General features: G+C 55.6%; 16 protein-coding genes. All 16 read left to right on the top strand.

The genetic code is table 11. The annotated features are described in order from the left end of the window. Positions 1–7 precede the first annotated feature (7 nt). The 16 genes from NYE26_RS19625 to NYE26_RS19550 all read left to right on the top strand — a co-directional run bounded on the left by NYE26_RS19625 (position 8) and on the right by NYE26_RS19550 (position 18,081). A complete protein-coding gene (locus NYE26_RS19625) occupies positions 8–952 on the top strand; it encodes an aminopeptidase (RefSeq protein WP_339249464.1) in 945 nt (314 codons plus the stop codon). A gap of 180 nt (positions 953–1,132) precedes the next feature. Next, complete coding sequence (locus NYE26_RS19620; RefSeq protein ID WP_339249462.1) at positions 1,133–1,804, top strand: aspartate/glutamate racemase family protein; 672 nt, start codon at positions 1,133–1,135, stop codon at positions 1,802–1,804. Between the two features lie 834 nt (positions 1,805–2,638). Beyond that, positions 2,639–4,165 carry a PucR family transcriptional regulator ligand-binding domain-containing protein gene (locus NYE26_RS19615; protein ID WP_339249460.1) on the top strand — a complete coding sequence of 509 codons (1,527 nt, stop codon included), beginning with the start codon at positions 2,639–2,641 and terminating at the stop codon, positions 4,163–4,165. Positions 4,166–4,406: 241 nt separating this feature from the next. Continuing rightward, the gene (locus NYE26_RS19610; protein WP_209984238.1) at positions 4,407–5,417 is read left to right on the top strand and encodes an ABC transporter permease; all 1,011 of its coding nucleotides are present in this window, start codon (positions 4,407–4,409) and stop codon (positions 5,415–5,417) included. Positions 5,418–5,522: 105 nt separating this feature from the next. Next, entirely contained in the window at positions 5,523–6,344 is an 822-nt protein-coding gene (locus NYE26_RS19605) for an ABC transporter permease (RefSeq protein ID WP_235191954.1), read from the top strand. 143 nt (positions 6,345–6,487) lie between these two features. Next, positions 6,488–8,089 carry an ABC transporter substrate-binding protein gene (locus NYE26_RS19600; RefSeq protein ID WP_209870157.1) on the top strand — a complete coding sequence of 534 codons (1,602 nt, stop codon included), beginning with the start codon at positions 6,488–6,490 and terminating at the stop codon, positions 8,087–8,089. 125 nt (positions 8,090–8,214) lie between these two features. Further along, positions 8,215–9,495 (top strand): ArgE/DapE family deacylase, encoded by a 1,281-nt coding sequence (locus NYE26_RS19595; RefSeq protein WP_339249455.1) that lies wholly within the window; start codon positions 8,215–8,217, stop codon positions 9,493–9,495. A 108-nt stretch (positions 9,496–9,603) separates the two neighbouring features. Continuing rightward, entirely contained in the window at positions 9,604–10,581 is a 978-nt protein-coding gene (locus tag NYE26_RS19590; RefSeq protein WP_209870152.1) for an ABC transporter ATP-binding protein, read from the top strand. Further along, complete coding sequence (locus NYE26_RS19585) at positions 10,578–11,540, top strand: dipeptide ABC transporter ATP-binding protein (protein WP_339249452.1); 963 nt, start codon at positions 10,578–10,580, stop codon at positions 11,538–11,540. Before NYE26_RS19590 ends, NYE26_RS19585 begins: the two co-directional genes overlap by 4 nt. Positions 11,541–12,257: 717 nt before the next feature. Further along, positions 12,258–13,268: an acyltransferase family protein gene (locus NYE26_RS19580; RefSeq protein ID WP_339249450.1), complete on the top strand. Its 1,011-nt coding sequence runs from the start codon at positions 12,258–12,260 to the stop codon at positions 13,266–13,268. 89 nt (positions 13,269–13,357) lie between these two features. Beyond that, a complete protein-coding gene (locus NYE26_RS19575; RefSeq protein WP_051478179.1) occupies positions 13,358–13,783 on the top strand; it encodes a hypothetical protein in 426 nt (141 codons plus the stop codon). Positions 13,784–13,945: 162 nt separating this feature from the next. Next, on the top strand, positions 13,946–15,154 hold the full coding sequence (locus tag NYE26_RS19570; RefSeq protein ID WP_339249448.1) for a D-alanyl-D-alanine carboxypeptidase family protein: 1,209 nt from the start codon (positions 13,946–13,948) through the stop codon (positions 15,152–15,154). Positions 15,155–15,326: 172 nt separating this feature from the next. Next, positions 15,327–15,680 carry an anti-sigma F factor antagonist gene (spoIIAA, locus tag NYE26_RS19565; RefSeq protein ID WP_036727462.1) on the top strand — a complete coding sequence of 118 codons (354 nt, stop codon included), beginning with the start codon at positions 15,327–15,329 and terminating at the stop codon, positions 15,678–15,680. Beyond that, positions 15,677–16,132 carry an anti-sigma F factor gene (spoIIAB, locus tag NYE26_RS19560; RefSeq protein WP_036727460.1) on the top strand — a complete coding sequence of 152 codons (456 nt, stop codon included), beginning with the start codon at positions 15,677–15,679 and terminating at the stop codon, positions 16,130–16,132. The genes spoIIAA and spoIIAB overlap by 4 nt, the downstream gene beginning before the upstream one ends. Before the next feature lie 11 nt (positions 16,133–16,143). Next, on the top strand, positions 16,144–16,899 hold the full coding sequence (sigF, locus tag NYE26_RS19555) for an RNA polymerase sporulation sigma factor SigF (RefSeq protein ID WP_036727459.1): 756 nt from the start codon (positions 16,144–16,146) through the stop codon (positions 16,897–16,899). Between the two features lie 642 nt (positions 16,900–17,541). Further along, positions 17,542–18,081 (top strand): RNA 2'-phosphotransferase, encoded by a 540-nt coding sequence (locus NYE26_RS19550; protein ID WP_339249445.1) that lies wholly within the window; start codon positions 17,542–17,544, stop codon positions 18,079–18,081. Positions 18,082–18,181 lie beyond the last annotated feature (100 nt).

Raw genomic sequence — 18,181 nt, 5'->3', positions numbered from 1 at the left:
AATGAAGATGAGTGAAGCAAGAATTGGAATTAGCATGAATGTTCTTAAGGATTGTCTCGGGCTTGCCAGCGGAGAACTGCTGGCTGTAGTAGCCGACGATGATAAGCGTGATCTGGCCGAGTCGGTCTATGAGGCGGGCAAAAGGCTGGGAGCGGAATCAATGCTGCTGGTTATGCAGCCGCGGAGCAGATCGGGGGAGGAGCCTCCGGCTCCGGTAGCCGAAGCTATGGCTAAGGCGGATGTGGCCGTATGTATCACGACCCACTCGATGACACATACGGCGGCGCGTAAGCAGGCAGCCGCAGCGGGAACCCGGGTAGCTACTATGCCGGGGATCACCGATGATATGTTCAGCCACGGCGCGATCACTGCGGATTATGGGCAGGTGAAGGCGCTGACCGAGCAGGTCGCTGCGCTGTTGTCTGCGGGCAGCCGGGTGCGTGTGGAGAAAGAAGGGATGGTTCTTAGTTTCTCTATTGACGGCCGGGATGGCATTCTCAGCACCGGGCTATACCTCAATCCGGGCGAATCAGGCAATCTGCCCTCAGGTGAAGCTTATATTGCGCCCCTGGAAGGCACGGCTACCGGCCAGATTAAGGTGGACGGCTCGGTTGCAGGGATCGGTGCCTTGGACGGCCCAATGGTGCTGACCGTGGAAGATGGAAGGCTGATCCATGCCGGCGGGGAGCATGGCGGCAAGCTGCTGGACATGCTTGGCGATGGCGATGGCAGGCTGCTGGGCGAATTCGGCATCGGGACCAACAACAAGGCCAGAATTACAGGTGTGGTGCTGGAGGATGAGAAGGTGTACGGGACAATCCATGTGGCTTTTGGCAGCAATAACACGTTCGGCGGGGTCGTTGCGGCTGGCGTGCATATTGATGCTGTGGTCATGAAGCCGGATGTGTATATCGACGACAAGCTGATTATGCAGGCTGGGGAACTGCAGTAAGCAGAATGGAAGCTGCTGATTGCAAGGTTAAATAAGCCGCATCACAGATTTGGACGGGTGGTGCAATCGCCACTGTAGTGAACCTTTGGATTTCCGGCTGCTATTGCTGTTTACGGCTGAAATAGGGTGGCTGGTTATGCTTTTGCAGCATCTAAATCAAGGCGGTCAGGAGGAGATAGGATGCTTGGAATCATACGTGTCATTACATTGCAGGAGAACTCTGCAATCCAGTTACATGGAGATTTAATTGAGCGGCGGTATGGTCTGCCGGTGATGAGCCGCTGCATCCCGGATCAGCCCCGGGGTGTCTATGATGCGCAGACAGAGGCGGAATCCATTCCGAAGATTATAAGGCTTGCCGGGGAACTGGAGCGGCAGGGATGCACGGCTATCGGCATCAGCTGTGCTGCCGATCCGGCACTCTTGGAAGCCAGGGCAGTGGTGAATGTTCCTGTGCTGGGAGCGGGCTCCTGCGCGGCCCATATGGCTATGGCTTACAGCAACCGGGTGGGCGTGCTGACGATCCTGGAAGAGGTGCCGACGCTCATCCGCGGTATTCTCGGCGGGGCTTACATTGGCATGGACCGCCCCGACGGCGTGACAACCACGCTGGATCTGGGCACGCCTGCCGGACGGGCAGGCGCGCTGGCGGGTGCCGCCCGGCTCGTGGAGCGCGGCGCGGAAGTCCTGGTGCTGGCGTGCACCGGCTTCGCCACGATCGGGCTGGCAGCGGAGCTGGAAGAGCGGCTCGGCATCCGCGCGTTCGATCCCATACTCTGCCTTGGTGCCGCTGCTGCTGCGTCAGCCTCTGGTGCGGGAGCTTCTGCTGCGGGAGAGGTGCATCGCTCGTAGCAAAGCCTTGTCTTGGGTGGTATTGCAGTTTGCTGAAATTCGCCATTCCTGTAGGTGTGGGGCAGACTACGTGTGTAGGCGATGTGTGGCAAGTAATGCGTGAAAACTAAGGTGCGGCAAACTAATAGCTATGATTTCCTTAAAGCGTTCCTCCTGGCTCAGGCCCGGGGGACGCTTGTTTGTTGTTAGGGGAATTGCTGGAGCATTAGTGCCCCTGAATTCGGCGGATGCGGGCAAAGGGAGAGAATGAGGAGCATTAGTGCCCCTGAATTCGGCGGATGGACTATGAGGGTAGTAGGTCCGGGGAGCAGGAGAGTGGCGCGGCGTGGATGAGTAACATTTGACATTTACTGTGTTCAGTGAATGGTAGCGGAAACAAATTAGGGAATAGTTAGTTACAGAACCGTTGAATTGTTGTTGTGCGCCATGCTGATTAGAGCAGTTAGTGAGGAGAGTCTGAAATAGGTAACATATCTGCATACATCTGCCGTCCGTAACCAAAGTGATAAATCCCTTTGATCCGTCCCCTACACTCCTCAATCCCTCTCTCCTTCTCTCACCAACTTCCCATTCACTGCCCCAATCGACTCTCACCCCTCCCAGCCCTTCCCCCTGCAACCGTTCTCCGACCATCCAATCGGCCATCCAATTTATTCCTAATGCGCTTTCACACCGAAAATATGCTGTAAATGGATATGATTTTCCTGTGGCTCGGCGGAAATCTCTGATAAACTAGCGGGAACGCAAAAAGTGGGCTGGCGGCATTGTCATGGCATATTGGCATATTTCAGGAAAAATCATGAAATACTGAAGACAGCAGAGGGAGGCGGAAGGGTGAATACACGAGGAATTACGCTGCGGGAGCTAATGGAGCTCTCGGTTCTTGGGAAAGCGAAGGTCATCAGCGGGGAGCAAGGGCTGGACCGGGTGGTCCGGTTCGTGGATATTATGGAGGTTCCGGATCTGAAAGGCTGGATCAGCGAAGGGGTGATGCTGCTGACGACAGCCTATTCGATCCGCCATGATCCTTCGCTGCTGACTGAGGTGATCTATACGCTTGATAATCTGGGCGCAGCGGCGCTGGCGATCAAGCCGGCCCGCTTCCTGAAGGAGATTCCGCAAGGAGCCATCGAGGCCAGCAATGCCTGCGGTCTGCCGATTGTGGAGATCCCGCCCGAGATTCCGTACACGGATATCACCCAGCCGGTGATGGAGCTGCTGCTGGGACGGCAGGCGATGCTGCTGCGCCGGGCGGAGGAGGTCTACCGCACGCTGACCACCATGGTGCTGGAGAACAGCGGCATTCAGGCGGTCAGCGACAGCGTGGCCGAGTTCCTGAAGGCCCCGGTAGCACTCGTGGATACGGAGCGGAAAATTATCGTATCCTCCCCGGCAGACTATGACTGGGCGCAGAGCGACTCTCCGCTTAGCTGGAACATCCATGTGGACCGCCGGACGGTTGCCCGGCTGCTCGTCGACAAGGAGCGGCTGGATGATATGGAGGAAGTGGGCATCGAGCAAGCCCGGCTTGTGTTTGCCCTTGAAATAATGCGGCGTAAGGTAGCCGAGGATACGGAATTCCGGCTGCGCGGCAACTTCATCGATGAGCTGCTGACCCCGCCGCTGCCGTCGAGGCATGAGGTGCAGTGGCGGGCCCGCCAGCTCGGGATGAACCCGGAGCACAAGTGGGAGGTGGCCGTCATCGAAGGGGAGACGGCGCCGAGCGAGGAGACGGTGAACCGGCTGCTGGAGCGGGAGGCGAAGAAGCGAGGCGTCACGCCGCACGCCGAGTACCGTTCGAGCCGGGCGGTGCTGTTCCTGCCTACGCAGGAGGGGCGCAGGTTCACGCCGGGCGGTGACGCGGAGGAGCCATGGGAGAAGACGCTGAGCGGCTGGCTGCAGGACAAGGCAGAAGGCTTAAGCAGTTACCGCTGCGGTATCGGCACCTCAGAATATCTCTGGGACATCCACACCAGCTATAACGAGGCGCGCAAAGCGCTGTCCATCTCCAGAAGACTCGGACAAGGCCCCGGCGGGATTACCCGCTACGAAGAGATGGAGGTCTATCATCTGCTGGAGGGGCTGGGTGGTCCGGGGTTCGAGAAGCTGTTCGAGCGCAAGCTGGGCAAGCTGCTGCAATATGACCAGGAGCATGACAGCAATATGCTGCTGACCTTCTATCATTATCTGGAGTGCCGGGGCAGTCTGATTGAGACGGCGAACAGCCTCTATATCCACCGCAACTCCGTCAAATACCGGCTGGAGCGGATTCGGGATATCACTGGCTTCGATCTGAATGATCCGCGCGAACAGTTCGTCTGCCATTTGTGCCTGATTTATTATTACCTCCAGGAAAAATAGGGCGCTTTGGAAGATTTCTGGAATGTCGTGTGAGTAAATCTAACATTCATAGTCCCTGATAGTGCACAATCGACAAACGGTTGTGCATTTTTTTAGCTGAACGGGACGTAGAGGGGCTGTGAAATTCTATGTAGAATTAGCTCAACACTTTAATAAGACACAGCATACACGTATTACCTGACATGAGAGCGGAATTCCGTCACAGAGGCACAGCAGTCGAAGTCGTAAGGGGGTTGATTCATTGTTTGCTTATACATTAAAAAGACTTGTGCAGATGATTCCAGCCTTGCTCGGCATTATCGTCATCACCTTCATTCTGTCGAGAGTGCTGCCGGGCGATCCTGCGATTATGCTGGCCGGAGAGCAGGCTCCGGAGGAGATTGTGAACAAGATCCGCCAGGATATGGGGCTGGACAAGCCGCTGTATATCCAGTTCTTCGCTTATATCGGGCAACTGCTGCAAGGCGATATCGGCTATGCCTATCACACCGGACATTCGGTTGCCAGCGACCTGGCTTCGCGCTTCCCGGCTACGATTGAGCTGACCCTGGCCAGCATCCTGATTGCGATTCTGATCGCCATCCCGGTAGGCATTGTGGCTGCTACCCGTAAGGAGTCTCTGCTGGATCACATCTCGCGTGTGTTTTCACTGATAGGTGCTTGTGTGCCGATCTTCTGGCTCGGACTGATGTTCATCTATATCTTCTACTCCATTCTGGGCTGGGCACCGGCACCGATGGGCCGGATCAGCGGGGATCTTAACCCGCCGGTGCATATCACCGGGCTGTACGTGCTGGACAGTATACTCTCCGGCGACACCGCTGCACTTAAAAGCAGCCTCGCGCATCTCGTGCTTCCGGCGATCTGCCTCAGTACCGGTACGATGGCGATCATCGCCCGGATGACCCGCTCCAGCATGCTGGAGGTGGTCGATCAGGACTTCGTCCGCACCGCCCGGGCCAAGGGGCTGCGGGAATCGGCCGTCATCTACAAGCACGCACTGGTTAATGCGCTGATTCCCACGCTAACGGTGCTCGGACTCCAGTTCGGCTTCCTGATGGGCGGCGCGGTCATCACAGAGACCATCTTTTCCTGGCCGGGAATTGGCGGCTATGTCACCGACTCCATACTGGCGGCGGATTACGCGCCGATCCAGGCGTTCACCCTGGTCAGTGCCGTGCTCTACTGCGGAATTAACCTGGCGGTCGACCTGATCTACGGGTTCATTGACCCGAGAATCCGTTATGAATAGAACAGCTTGTGTGAGAGGAGGAGATTGCTTGTGAGCACTGCAGCACATTCAGCACAGGGCAGCCCGGCGAAGCCCGCACCGGCCAAGCCCCGGACCCTATTATCCCTGCTGCTGCACAACCGCCTGGCGGCCATCGGGCTGACCTTCATCCTGATCTGGACCGTGGTAGCCATTTTTGCCCCCTGGCTGGCTCCGCATGATCCGTTCGTCACAGATATGGCGAATAAGCTGCAGCCGCCCTCCGGCAGCCATTGGTTTGGAACCGACAACTTCGGCCGGGATATCCTCAGCCGGGTGCTGTACGGCGCACGGATCAGCATCTGGACCGGCCTGATCGCGGTCTCGATCTCCTTCCTGATCGGGATGCCGCTGGGCGGGATTGCCGCTTACTACGGCGGCCGGACCGGAACCATCATCATGCGGGTCATGGATGTATTGTTGTCCTTCCCGTCACTGGTATTGTCGATGGCGATTGCCGCCTCGATCGGAGCCGGACTCAGCAGCGCAATGATCGCCGTCGGCATTGTCGGCATTCCCGAATTCGCCCGGCTGATGTTCGGCCAGACGGTCTCTCTGCGGGAGAAGGAGTATATCGAAGCCAGCCGGGCCATTGGTGTGAAGGATAGAGTCATTCTGTACCGCCACATTCTGCCGAACGCCCTGGCTCCACTAATGGTGCAGGCTACGCTCGGGATGGGCTTCGCCATCCTGACTGCATCCAGTCTTAGCTTCCTGGGGCTGGGGGTCAGACCCCCGATTGCCGAATGGGGCGCGATGATCTCCGAAGGCCGGGAATATATCATTTCCGGGCAATGGTGGCTGGTTACTTTTCCAGGCCTCGGCATTGCTACCTCCATCTTAGGCTTCAACCTCCTCGGAGACGGCTTCCGGGATGTGCTTGACCCGCGGTTGCGTTCGGGGAAATGAGGCGAGCAGGGGAATCCCCCAAGGCCGCCCGTCCCGATAGAAATAGATAGATTAACGTCAGCTGGAGCGCAAGCGGCAGACAATCATCAGCAGCACAAGTAGTTGTTATGCAGGCAGGATATAGAAAAGGGAGGAATTTATCGATGAAAAAAGTTAAACTGTTGTCCACACTCGTCGCTTTTTCAATCATGCTTGCCGGATGCGCCAGCAGCGCCAATCCGCAGACCCCTGCTGCCACTTCGGCAGGAACGGATACTGCAGCAACAGCAGCCCCGGTCAAAAAGAACCTTACAGTGGCCTATTCCGAGGGCGGCACCACGCTCGACCCGGCGGAAGCCAATGATCTGACCTCCGATACGCTTGTGCTGGCCGCTTATGATCAGCTGGTCACCTACGGCATCAAGACCGAGAATGGCGCCAGCATCGCCAATACCGAAGACATCAAGCCTATGCTCGCAGAGAGCTGGGAAGTGAACGCTGACAACACGGTGTATACGTTCAAGCTGAAATCCGGCGTGAGCTTCCAGAGCGGCAATCCGGTGGATGCCGAGGCGGTGGCGTACTCTTTTGAACGTGTGGCGAAGTCGAGCTCCGGCAGCTTCCTCTACGGCATGGCTTCCATTAAATCAGTGACGGTAAAAGACGCTTCGACCGTTGAAGTTACTCTGACTAATGCCAATCATAATTTCCTGCAGATTCTGGCGATGTACACCTTCTCCATCGTGGACCAGAAGACGGTAGAAACACAGGGTGCAGACTACCTGAAGACGAATGCCGCCGGTTCCGGCCCGTTCAAGCTTACGAAGTGGGACCCGGCTACCGAGGCTGTTTTCACAGCTAATGACAGCTACTGGCAGGGTGCGCCAAGCCTCGGCAAGGTAACCCTGAAGTTCACCAAGGAAGCTTCGAACCGCGTGCTGCTGCTGGGTAAGGGCGATGTAGACATGGCGATTGAGATTCCTCCGAAGGATGTGTCCACACTTGAGACCAATAAGGCGCTGACCGTTGCTTCCAATGCAAGTAACCGGATTCTGTTCTTCGCCATGAACAACAAGGTCAAGCCGTTCGATAATGTAAAAGTCCGTCAGGCGATCAACTATGCGATTCCCTACGATCAGCTGCTGAGCGGGGTGATGTACGGCCAGGCCAAGCAGATGAAGAGTGCAGTAGCCAGCAACACGCCGGGCTTCACCGATGCAGGCTATGTGTATGAGTACAATCTGGACAAGGCCAAGGCGCTGCTGAAGGAAGCAGGCTATGAGAAGGGCTTTGACTTCGACTTCACGCTGGGCTCCGGCTTCGATGACTGGGAAGATGATGCAGTCCTGATCCAGGCTGAGCTGGCCAAAATCGGAGTCAACATGAAGATCAACAAGCTGGCCCGCGCCCAGTTCCTGGAGCAGCAGAAGACCAATAATCTGACCTCTTATATCTCCAAATGGACTTCCTTCGTCAATGATCCCGGCTATCACCTCGGCTTCCTGCTGTACGGCAAGGGCTCTTCCAACTACATCAACTACCAGAATGCTGAAGTAGACAAGCTGTGGGAGCAGGCGAACCTGGAGACAGATACGGCGAAGCGCACAGAGCTCTACAAGCAGGCTCAGGAGATCATCACGACAGAAGCACCTTGGGCGTATCTCTACGAATACAACCGCATTGTGGGCATGAGCAACAAGATCAGCGGCTACGCCTTCTATCCGGACGAAGTCATCCGCTTCTATCCGCTGTCGATTACAGAATAAGCAGGTTTGGCTAAAAGAGAGCGGGCAGGCCTTAGGCCTTGTCCCTCTTCTTTGTCACAAATTCACAGTTCCTCCTGCCAGCCGCAAGGCGTGCAGCCTGGAACACAAAGGAGAATTCGTAACCCATGACAGACTGGAAAAGCAAGGTGCTGGAGGCCATTGATGCCGGGCAGGAGGAACTGCTTGCGCTCTGCTCTCAGCTAATCCGTTACCCTTCGGAGAATCCGCCGGGCGATTCACGGGAGATCAGCGCTTATATTATTGGTTATCTGAAAGAAGCCGGTATCGATACCGCGATCTATCCGGCCACCGAAACGATGTTTAATCTGGTGTCCACACTGGGCGCAGGCGCGGAGGAGCGCACCGGCAAAAAGCTGATTTACTGCGGACATACCGATGTCGTTCCGGCGGGAGACCGCTCGCGCTGGGATTTCGATCCGTTCTGCGGCGATATTGTGGACGGCTATCTGCTAGGCAGAGGGGCTTCGGATATGAAAGCGGGCCTGGCCGGGTTAATCTACGTCACTGCATTGCTGTCGAAGCTGGGCGTTCCGCTAAAAGGGGATCTCTCTCTGCTGATCGTGCCCGATGAAGAGACAGGCGGTCACCTCGGGGTTCCCTGGGTGCTGGAGCGCGGCCTGATTACCGGAACCGCTGCTGTGATTGCCGAGCCTTCCGGCCCGCTGAACCCGACCATCGGGCAAAAGGGCAGCTGCTGGTTCGAATTCACCGTGGAAGGCACACCGGGTCACGGCAGCTTGTCGCCTGTGGTTGGAGACAGCGCCATTGTGAAGGCCGCCAAAGGGATTGAAGCCTTACAGCGGCTATGGGATATCAAAGTGGACATTCCCCAGGAAGTTCAGGAAATTATCCGCATCTCGCAGGATTACGTGAAGGGCAGCGAAGAAGAAGATTCCCTCGCCTATCAGGTATTCGACCATGTGACGGTCAACATCGGGACGATTCAGGGCGGAACCAAGGTGAACGTAGTGGCGGACCGCTGCACCATTCAGGTCGATTCCCGTGTACCGTTCGGGGTAGACTACCGGGATGTGCTGGACCGTGCCCGCTCCCTGCTGCTGGAAGCCGGCATTGAATCCGAGGTGAAGGGCTTCGGCTTCCAGGGCAATGCCAACTGGACCTCCAATGAGGAGCCGGTGGTCAAGGACCTGGTTGAGAGTATCTGTGAGGTGAGCGGGGAAGAAGCCTACGGTGTGCTGCAATGGGCTTCCAGCGACGCGCGCCATTTCCGCACTCATAACATTCCCGTTCTGCAATACGGACCAGCCGAGCTGTCAACCATTCATAATTTCAACGAGAAAGCTCCTGTCTGGCAGATTATCCAGTGTGCGAAGGTCTATGCCTTGACGGCGCTGAAATATCTGGGTGTAGAAGAAGAGAAATAGTATTTAAAAGGATATTTTGTAGGGAGTTTTTTGGGGTCCCCGCAAAGTACCTGACTAATCATCGAAGCAAATACTTCACTTTGTGGGGTACTGGAGGGAGGGGCAATCATGACAGAACTGCTGGAAGTATCAGGGCTATGCACCGAATTTCAGACAGCGGCGGGTACAATCCGTGCGGTGGACGGCATCAGTCTGTCAGTGCGCAAGGGAGAGACACTGGGCATTGTAGGCGAATCGGGCTGCGGCAAAAGCATTACCTCACTCTCAATCATGCAGCTCTTGCCCAAACGGATCAGCCGGATTGCTTCCGGCCAGATCCGCTTCGAGGGCAAGGATATGCTGGAGATGTCGATGAATGAGGTGCGGAATATCCGGGGGAACCGGATTGCGATGATTTTTCAGGAGCCGATGACCTCGCTGAATCCGGTGTTCAAGATCGGGCGCCAGATCTCCGAATCGGCCCGTTATCATCTGAAGCTGAGCAAGAAGGAAGCGGACGCGCGGGCGGTGGAGATGCTGCGCAAGGTGGGGATTCCCCGCCCGGAGAAGATTGCACAGCAGTATGCCCATCAGCTCTCCGGCGGGATGCGGCAGCGGGTGATGATTGCGATGGCGATGGTCTGCAATCCTCAGCTGCTCATAGCCGATGAGCCGACGACAGCGCTGGATGTGACGATTCAGGCGCAGATCCTTGATCTGATGCGGGATCTGCAAAAGAACGAGGGCATGTCAATCCTGATGATCACGCATGATCTGGGGGTCGTTGCCGAGATGTGTGACCGGGTCGTCATCATGTACGCGGGTCAGATTGTCGAGGAGACGGATGTGGCTACACTGTATAGCCAGCCGCTGCATCCGTATACTCAAGGGCTGCTGGCTTCCCTGCCTCAGCTGGCAGGGGATGAGGACCGCCTCAGCTCGATACCGGGCCAGGTGCCGAATCCGGCCAGCCTGCCGCCCGGCTGCCGGTTCGCACCGCGCTGTCCGGTAGCGGTGGACCGCTGCCGGGAGCAGCTCCCGGAGCTGCTTGAGGTGCAGCCGGGCCACACATGCCGCTGTATCCTGCAGCAGGAGGGGGTTCTATGACCACATTACTGGAAGTGCGCAATCTGAAGAAGCATTATCCGATCCGCAAGGGCTTCTTCTCTAAGCAGGTTGGTGCAGTCAAAGCCGTTGACGGCATAACCTTATCCGTAGAGCAGGGAGAGACGCTGGCAGTGGTCGGAGAATCCGGCTGCGGGAAATCGACCACCGGACGGGCCATTCTGCGGCTGATTGAGCCGACAGAAGGCGAGATTATGTTCGGCGGCACCGATGTGCGCAGCCTGAATACTGAGCAGCTCCGCAGGTTCCGTACCGATATGCAAATGGTGTTCCAGGACCCTTACGCTTCGCTCGACCCCCGCTGGACTGTCCAGCGCATTCTGGAGGAACCGCTCCGTACCCACGGATCGGCCCCCGCCGGAGAGCTGAAGAGCAGGATCGAGCAGCTGATGGAGGTGGTGGGTCTGTCCCCCTATCAGGCCCACCGTTTTCCCCATGAATTCTCCGGGGGCCAGCGGCAGCGGATCGGGATTGCCCGGGCGCTTGCGCTGAATCCGAAGTTCATTGTCTGCGATGAGCCGGTGTCGGCACTGGATGTCTCCATCCAGGCCCAGGTGCTGAATCTGATGCAGGATCTGCAGGAGCAATACGGCCTTACTTATATGTTCATCTCGCATGACCTGTCAGTTGTGAAATTCATCAGCGACCGGGTGGCCGTCATGTACCTGGGGCGGATTGTCGAGCTGGCGCCGACGAAGGCACTCTTCGCGAAGCCGCTGCATCCGTATACCCAGGCGCTGATGTCTGCCGTTCCGGTACCGAATCCGGGCCTGAAAAAGCAGCGCATCGTCCTGACGGGGGATGTTCCGAACCCTGAGACTCCGCCCACAGGCTGTGCCTTCCACCCCCGCTGTCCGCATGCGATGGACCGCTGCAAGTCGGAAGCGCCGGTGCTGCGGGAGCTGGATTCAGGCCATCAGGCGGCCTGTCATTTGTATTAATCATAAGTGTAGTCATAAGGGCCATCCGGCAGCGGGTGGCCCTTTGCTTTTGCTGGATGCGAAAAACAGAACACAATTGGCTGGCGCGAAGACAAGTGGACCGAATGTATGCTGAAAACAGCATACATTGTTCTCGCACGCAGGCCCGTGGGCGAATGTATGCCGAAAACAGCATACAATATGCACACACACACAGGCCCGTGGTCCAAATGTAATCGGAAAACCGACCACATTCGGCGCTGCGGAGTTGCGTGGGTCCAATGTAATCGGAAAACCGACCACATTCGGAGCTGCGGAGGCACGTGGTCCAAATGTAATCGGAAAACCGACCACATTCGGCGCTGCGGAGTTGAGTGGGTCCAATGTAATCGGAAAACCGATCACATTCGGCGCTGCGGAGTTGAGTGGGTCCAATGTAATCGGAAAACCGACCACATTCGGTATCCCGCCTCCTACTTCCCCGCACCATACCAGACGCTTTTCCTGCCTGCTACGTCACCGGCAACACCGCCGGACTTTAGCCCTATTTATTACCCGGATGGGACAACGTCCCCCGTCTAGGCAGAATGACTTATTTTTGCAGAGTTTGCTCCGTTGTTAAGTGAATATCCTTTCAGAAATAACGCTGAAATATTTCATTGAAATTTGAAAAGAAAAATAAACCCTTCTATAATTGTATTAAATTAAAACTGATTTGGGAGGAGATGGGAGGATAACGTGAACAAACCACGACAATTATGGATTGATGCCGCCAAGGGATTCAGTATTATTTTTGTAGTAATGGGCCACTCCGGCGATGCGGCAGCGAATCATTATCTGTCCTGGTTCCGGATGCCTTTGTTCTTCATGCTTAGCGGACTTGTATTTAAGCCGGTTGAACCCGGGCGGTATTTGGGCTGGGCGATCAAACGGACCAAGGGGCTGATGACTCCCTATTTTGCCTACGGACTCCTGATTGCTTCCGTGCTGCTGCTGTTCAACTTCAGTATACGAGGGTTCGCCGAGAATGTAGCGAGACTGCTCTACGGGGGATTGTCGCTCACGGGCCCTTACGGGGTGTTCTGGTTCATCACCTGCCTGCTGTTCACACAGCTGCTCTTCGGATACATTGTCCGTTATTCCCGCCGCACGCAATTTCTCCTGATCGCTTCTGCTTATCTCCTGTCACATCTCATCTCCCTGACCGCGCTCAGGAACTTCAATCTTCCCTGGAATGCAGATGTGTCCCTGCTCGCCATTACTTATTATGCGATCGGATTCTACGGCAAACAGGTGATCCCTGCGCTCATCCGCCGCTATTCGGCGCTGCCGGTGCTGCTTCCGTTATGTGCTCTTGTGCTGCTGCTGGAGCGGACCGGTGTCCTTCAATACAGCCTGAATATGAAATACAAGGAGTATACTTCGCTGCTGCTCGATCTGGCCGTGCCGCTGCTTATCTCATTGACTATTTGCGCCGCTGTGTACCGTCTCTCGAAGCTTGTTCCGCTGGACTGGATGGGCAGCCTGGGACGTAACTCCATTGCGATCATGTACCTGCATTTGCCTTTGAATTACGGGCTCAAATACCTCCTCGGGACGGATTACGGGCTGTTGCCCTTTACGCTGATCGGAGTGGGGGTGCCGCTGCTGGCCGCCAATTGGGCGGTACGCTCTCCTCTATTGTCCAGACTGTATCTCGGGCATAAGGGCGGCAGCCGTCCGGCAGTGAATTATAGCAACGCACGTTAATAAATAGGTGGGACTAGTAATAGAAATGCACAAGCTCTTTTTCATATCTTTCATATACTTTAGTAGAATATGAAAAGGAGTGATAACGCATGGCCAAAACACTTTTGGATTATAACGCATCCGTAGTTACACCTATTACTAACGGGGTCTCCATCCCCGTTCCTATTTCTCCGGCTGGTATACAGATTGCAGGAACATCGGTGTATATCGATCCCGCAGTTCCAGGACATTTCCCCAATAAGGTGGAACTGAAAGCCACCATCGGCGTGGATGTTACTCTGGATACGCCCAATGTGCTGGTCCGCATCTGGCGGGCAGGTACCGAAATCTTCTATGCACGGGTAGAGCTGGAGGAGAATTTCAATGACGATGGTATTATCTCGCTGCATATGGTAGATATCAACGTCCCGGCCGGTGTCCAGAACTATCAGCTGATTGTAGAGAACCAGGATGTCGGCTCCGTTGCCACAGTGGTGGGACCTGTTATTTTCAGCGCTTTGGCTATCGGCGGCTAAGCTATTCATAGCAGTACCGGAAAGGGGCTTTCTCAAGTATCTGTGAAGATACCGGGGGAGGTTCTTTTTTTTGTGCGTGAAATGGAATAATTTCCTGCCTTTCTGACGAAACTGGAACACAGTACCTGTGAAATGAAGGTTAAGTTCAGGAGGGGAACCATTGTGAGGAAAATTCGTTATGTAACGCTTGTGCTGTGCATTGCTGTATCGGTTCTGGGAGGCGCTACCGGAGCCTGGGCCGAGGAAAAAGCCAAAGGCACCGCAAATTCCGGCAATGCCGGAGGGGCGGCTGCTACGCTTGCGCCGGGGGCGCGTTCTGCCATTCTGATGGATGCCAGCACGGGCACGGTCATCTATGAGAAGAACAGCCATGATAAACTTCCGCCGGCCAGTATTACCAAGATTATGACCATGCTGCTGACGGTGGAGGCGCTGGACGAGGGCAAATTGCAGCTGACCGACAAGGTGCGGACCAGCGAGTATGCGGCATCGATGGGCGGTTCGCAGATTTTTCTGGAGCCGGGTGAGGAAATGACGGTTGACGATATGCTGAAGGGCATCGCGATGGCCTCCGGCAATGATGCTTCCGTAGCTATGGCGGAGAAAATCGCCGGCTCGGAGAGCGCCTTCGTCGATCTCATGAACCAGAAGGCGCAGGACCTGGGCCTGAAGGATACTCATTTCGCCAACTGCAACGGCCTGCCGGCTGCGAATCATTATTCCTCCGCGCATGATATTGCCGTCATTAGCCGGGAGCTGCTGAAGCATGAGCAGATTATCAAATACACCGGCTCTTATCAGGATTACCTGCGCAAGGATTCCACCAAGCCGTTCTGGCTGGTTAACACTAACAAGCTGGTGCGGTTCTACACGGGGGCTGACGGGCTGAAGACGGGATATACATCCGAAGCGAAGTTCTGCCTGTCGGCGACGGCGGCCAGAGACGGCCTGCGCGCTGTAGCAGTGGTGCTGGGCGAGCCGAACACCAAGACCCGCAACAGCGAGGTCTCGGCGATGTTCGACTACCTCTTTTCCCAATATAAATTGCATACGATTCACAAGGAAGGCGACACCATCGGCACGGTGAGGATTGAGAAGGGCGTGAAGTCGCAGCTCCCGCTGGTGGCGAAGGAAGACTATAGTGTCCTACTCCGCAAAGGAGTAACCCAGGAGGGTATCCGCCATGAGCTGGTGCTGAATGAGCAGGTGAAGGCTCCGGTGGCCGAAGGCCAGACGGTCGGCAAGCTGGTAGTCTACCAGGGGAACGATGTATTGAAGGAATACGAATTGAAGGCAGGCGAAACGGTAGCCAAGGCGGGCTGGTGGAAGCTGTTCAAGCGGGCAACGAGCGCTATGTTTACGAATGATTAATTTCTTGCATTTTGTAGATTGAACCGGGGGCTTTGTGTAAGTTCTTAGGGGTTTTCTTCTAGTTTTGTCGTGAGGCAGGAATCCTCAATTGCGGTGTAGAAACCTTGTCCTTGTAGGGGAAAGAAATAGTTACAGGGCGGTTGTCCAAGCAACGAAGAGGAGAGTGGCAAGCATGAATTCTCATGTGGAGATGGAGCATCACCGGGGTGTGCTGATTGTCCGGTTGTCCGGGGAACTGGACCATCACGCAGCCGATTATGTACGTATGGATATGGATGAAGCGATTATGCGGGGCCAGGTGGAGCATCTGATCCTGAGTCTGAAGGAGCTGCAGTTCATGGACAGCTCGGGTCTCGGAGTGATTCTGGGGCGGTACAAGCTGATCCGCAGTAAGGGCGGCAAAATGGCAGTCTGCGATGCCACAGCGCCTGTGAAGCGCCTGCTGGAAATGTCGGGCCTGTTCAAAATCATGCCCCTATATGACGACGAGAGCGCTGCACTCTCGGATTTGGAGGTCGCGTTATGACTAGTAGCGAAGCTCGTAACTTCATGAGTGTCCAGTTTGCTGCGCTGTCGGAGAATGAATCGTTCGCGCGTGTGGTAGTGGCTGCCTTTGTCTCGCGGCTCGACCCGACGATGGAGGAGCTGAATGACTTGAAGACGGTAGTCTCGGAGGCTGTCACCAATTGTATTATTCATGGTTATGACAGTGATCCCGCAGGTGTTGTCAGCATATCCGCTTCCCTTGAGAATGAGACCGTGCATCTGACGATTGAGGATAAGGGCCGGGGCATTGAGGATCTGGAGCTGGCCCAGCAGCCGCTGTATACCTCGAAGCCGGAGCTGGAGCGGTCAGGTATGGGCTTCACCATTATGGAGAATTTCATGGATGAATTCGAGGTTATCAGCGAACCGGGACGCGGAACCTCAATCTCCATGAAGAAAACCATCGTCTCGAAAAAAGCTTTATACAATTAGGGGTTGGAGCCATGGATGCAGAATCAAAAAAAGCTCCGCCGACCTATTTGGACGATGCGGAGGTCAAACGTCTAATCGCGCTCAGTCAAGCCGGGGACCATACGGCCCGCGACACGCTGGTCAACTGCAATATCCGCCTCGTCTGGTCGGTGGTGCAGCGGTTTATGAACCGCGGATATGAACCGGATGATTTGTTCCAGATCGGCTGTATCGGACTGCTGAAGTCCGTTGATAAATTCGACCTCAGCTATGAGGTCAAGTTCTCCACCTATGCGGTACCGATGATTATCGGCGAGATCCAGCGGTTCCTCCGCGATGACGGCACGCTCAAGGTCAGCCGCTCGCTGAAGGAGATGGCCAACAAGGTGCGCAAGATGAAGGATGAGATGTCCAAAACGCTCGACCGCCTCCCGACCATCGGTGAAGTGGCCGAAGCGCTGGGCGTCACGCCCGAAGAAATCGTCTTCGCCCAGGAAGCCAACAAGCCGCCGACTTCGATCCACGAGACCGTCTTCGAGAACGACGGCGATCCGATCACACTGATCGACCAGATCGCCGACGAGTCGCAGGAGCGCTGGTTCGACAAGCTGGCCTTGAACGAGGCCATCGGTGCGCTAACCGAGCGCGAGCGTCTGATCGTGTATCTGCGCTATTACCGCGATCAGACCCAGTCGGAAGTCGCCAGCCGCCTCGGCATCTCGCAGGTGCAGGTGTCGAGGCTGGAGAAGAAGATCCTCGCGAACATCCGCGAGCAGATTGCGCAGTAGCGGTGGAAGTTACAGCGCGTCTCGGCTGATACTGCCGCAGCTCAGTAAGTTCGATACAGCAGTCGGGTTAGCTGTGGTGCTTAGCAAGAGTTAAGTATGTGATGTACAGTGACGGGTGCAAGGGGGCCGCCCCCTAGAGGGGCGGCTTTTTGCGTGCGCTCAAAGTGAGACCATGCACCACCACGATCATTGTAGTGCCACGCCACTCATACCTGAGCTATACGGAGACCAGATTAGTTTAAGGTCAGTGTTGTGAGAGCTACTGAGCTATAATGCATACCTGAGAAGTGTGAGGTGGACTCAGATTCCCTTATTTGGCCGAATCGTCTCTTTTTGAGCCTGAAACGGACTCAGATTCTGTTATCTTGTCTTTTCGGCCCCTGATGTAGTGGAATCTGGTCACTTAGCGGATTCTGAGTCCGCGCACTTCGCATATCCGCCGGATTAGCAGAAATAGCGGAATGTCAGTCCACTTCCGTGGCCGATGGAGCCCACCGATAGACCCCACCGATGGAGCACGCCCATGGTCTAGCGCATGGTTATACCGGAAGCTTCATATATGCTAAACTAGGCTAAACTCGTAACAATCGATTATTTTGAATACTAACAACAATGCAAAATGACTATGGAGGGCTAAACCCAATGGATTATGCGAAGCTCAGCAAAGAGGTCTCCTACGCCCTGCGTCACGCGCCGTGGGAATATGAACTGGAATTGGATGAACAGGGGTGGGTGGATATTGAACAGCTGCTCCACTCGCTGCATCAGGACAAGAAGTGGGACACAGTCGGTGCAGAGGATCTGGACAAAATGATCGCAGCATCGGATAAGCAGCGGCATGAGCTTGCGGAGGGCAGAATAAGGGCGCTGTATGGTCACTCGGTCCCGCAAAAAATAATCAAGCAGGCTGAAACGCCGCCCCCTATTCTGTACCACGGTACAGCCAGGCAATGGGTGGAGACGATTCTGCACGAAGGACTGAAACCGATGAAGAGGCAGTATGTTCATTTCTCGGTGGATACGGCTACAGCCAAGCTGGTGGGAGGACGCAAGGATTCAAGTCCTGTAATCTTAACCATCAATGCCGGGCGGGCCGCACAGGAAGGAATCAAGTTCTACCACGGAAATCATAATATCTGGCTCGCGGACTATATTCCGCCCGAATTCATTACTGACTTGTAGCCTACGCTAACCAGCCACAGCCAACCATAACAAAAAGCGCCCCAGGCCAGCCAGTTCGCGGCTCGCGGGACGCTTTTATCTTTTACCATATGTTCACAAA

It is taken from the genome of Paenibacillus sp. FSL P2-0136, from assembly GCF_037975325.1.
Classification (GTDB): Bacteria; Bacillota; Bacilli; order Paenibacillales; family Paenibacillaceae; genus Paenibacillus_AQ; species Paenibacillus_AQ silagei.
Note: the sequence above shows the minus strand (reverse complement) of the source record. Positions and strands in the feature narration are given on the sequence as shown.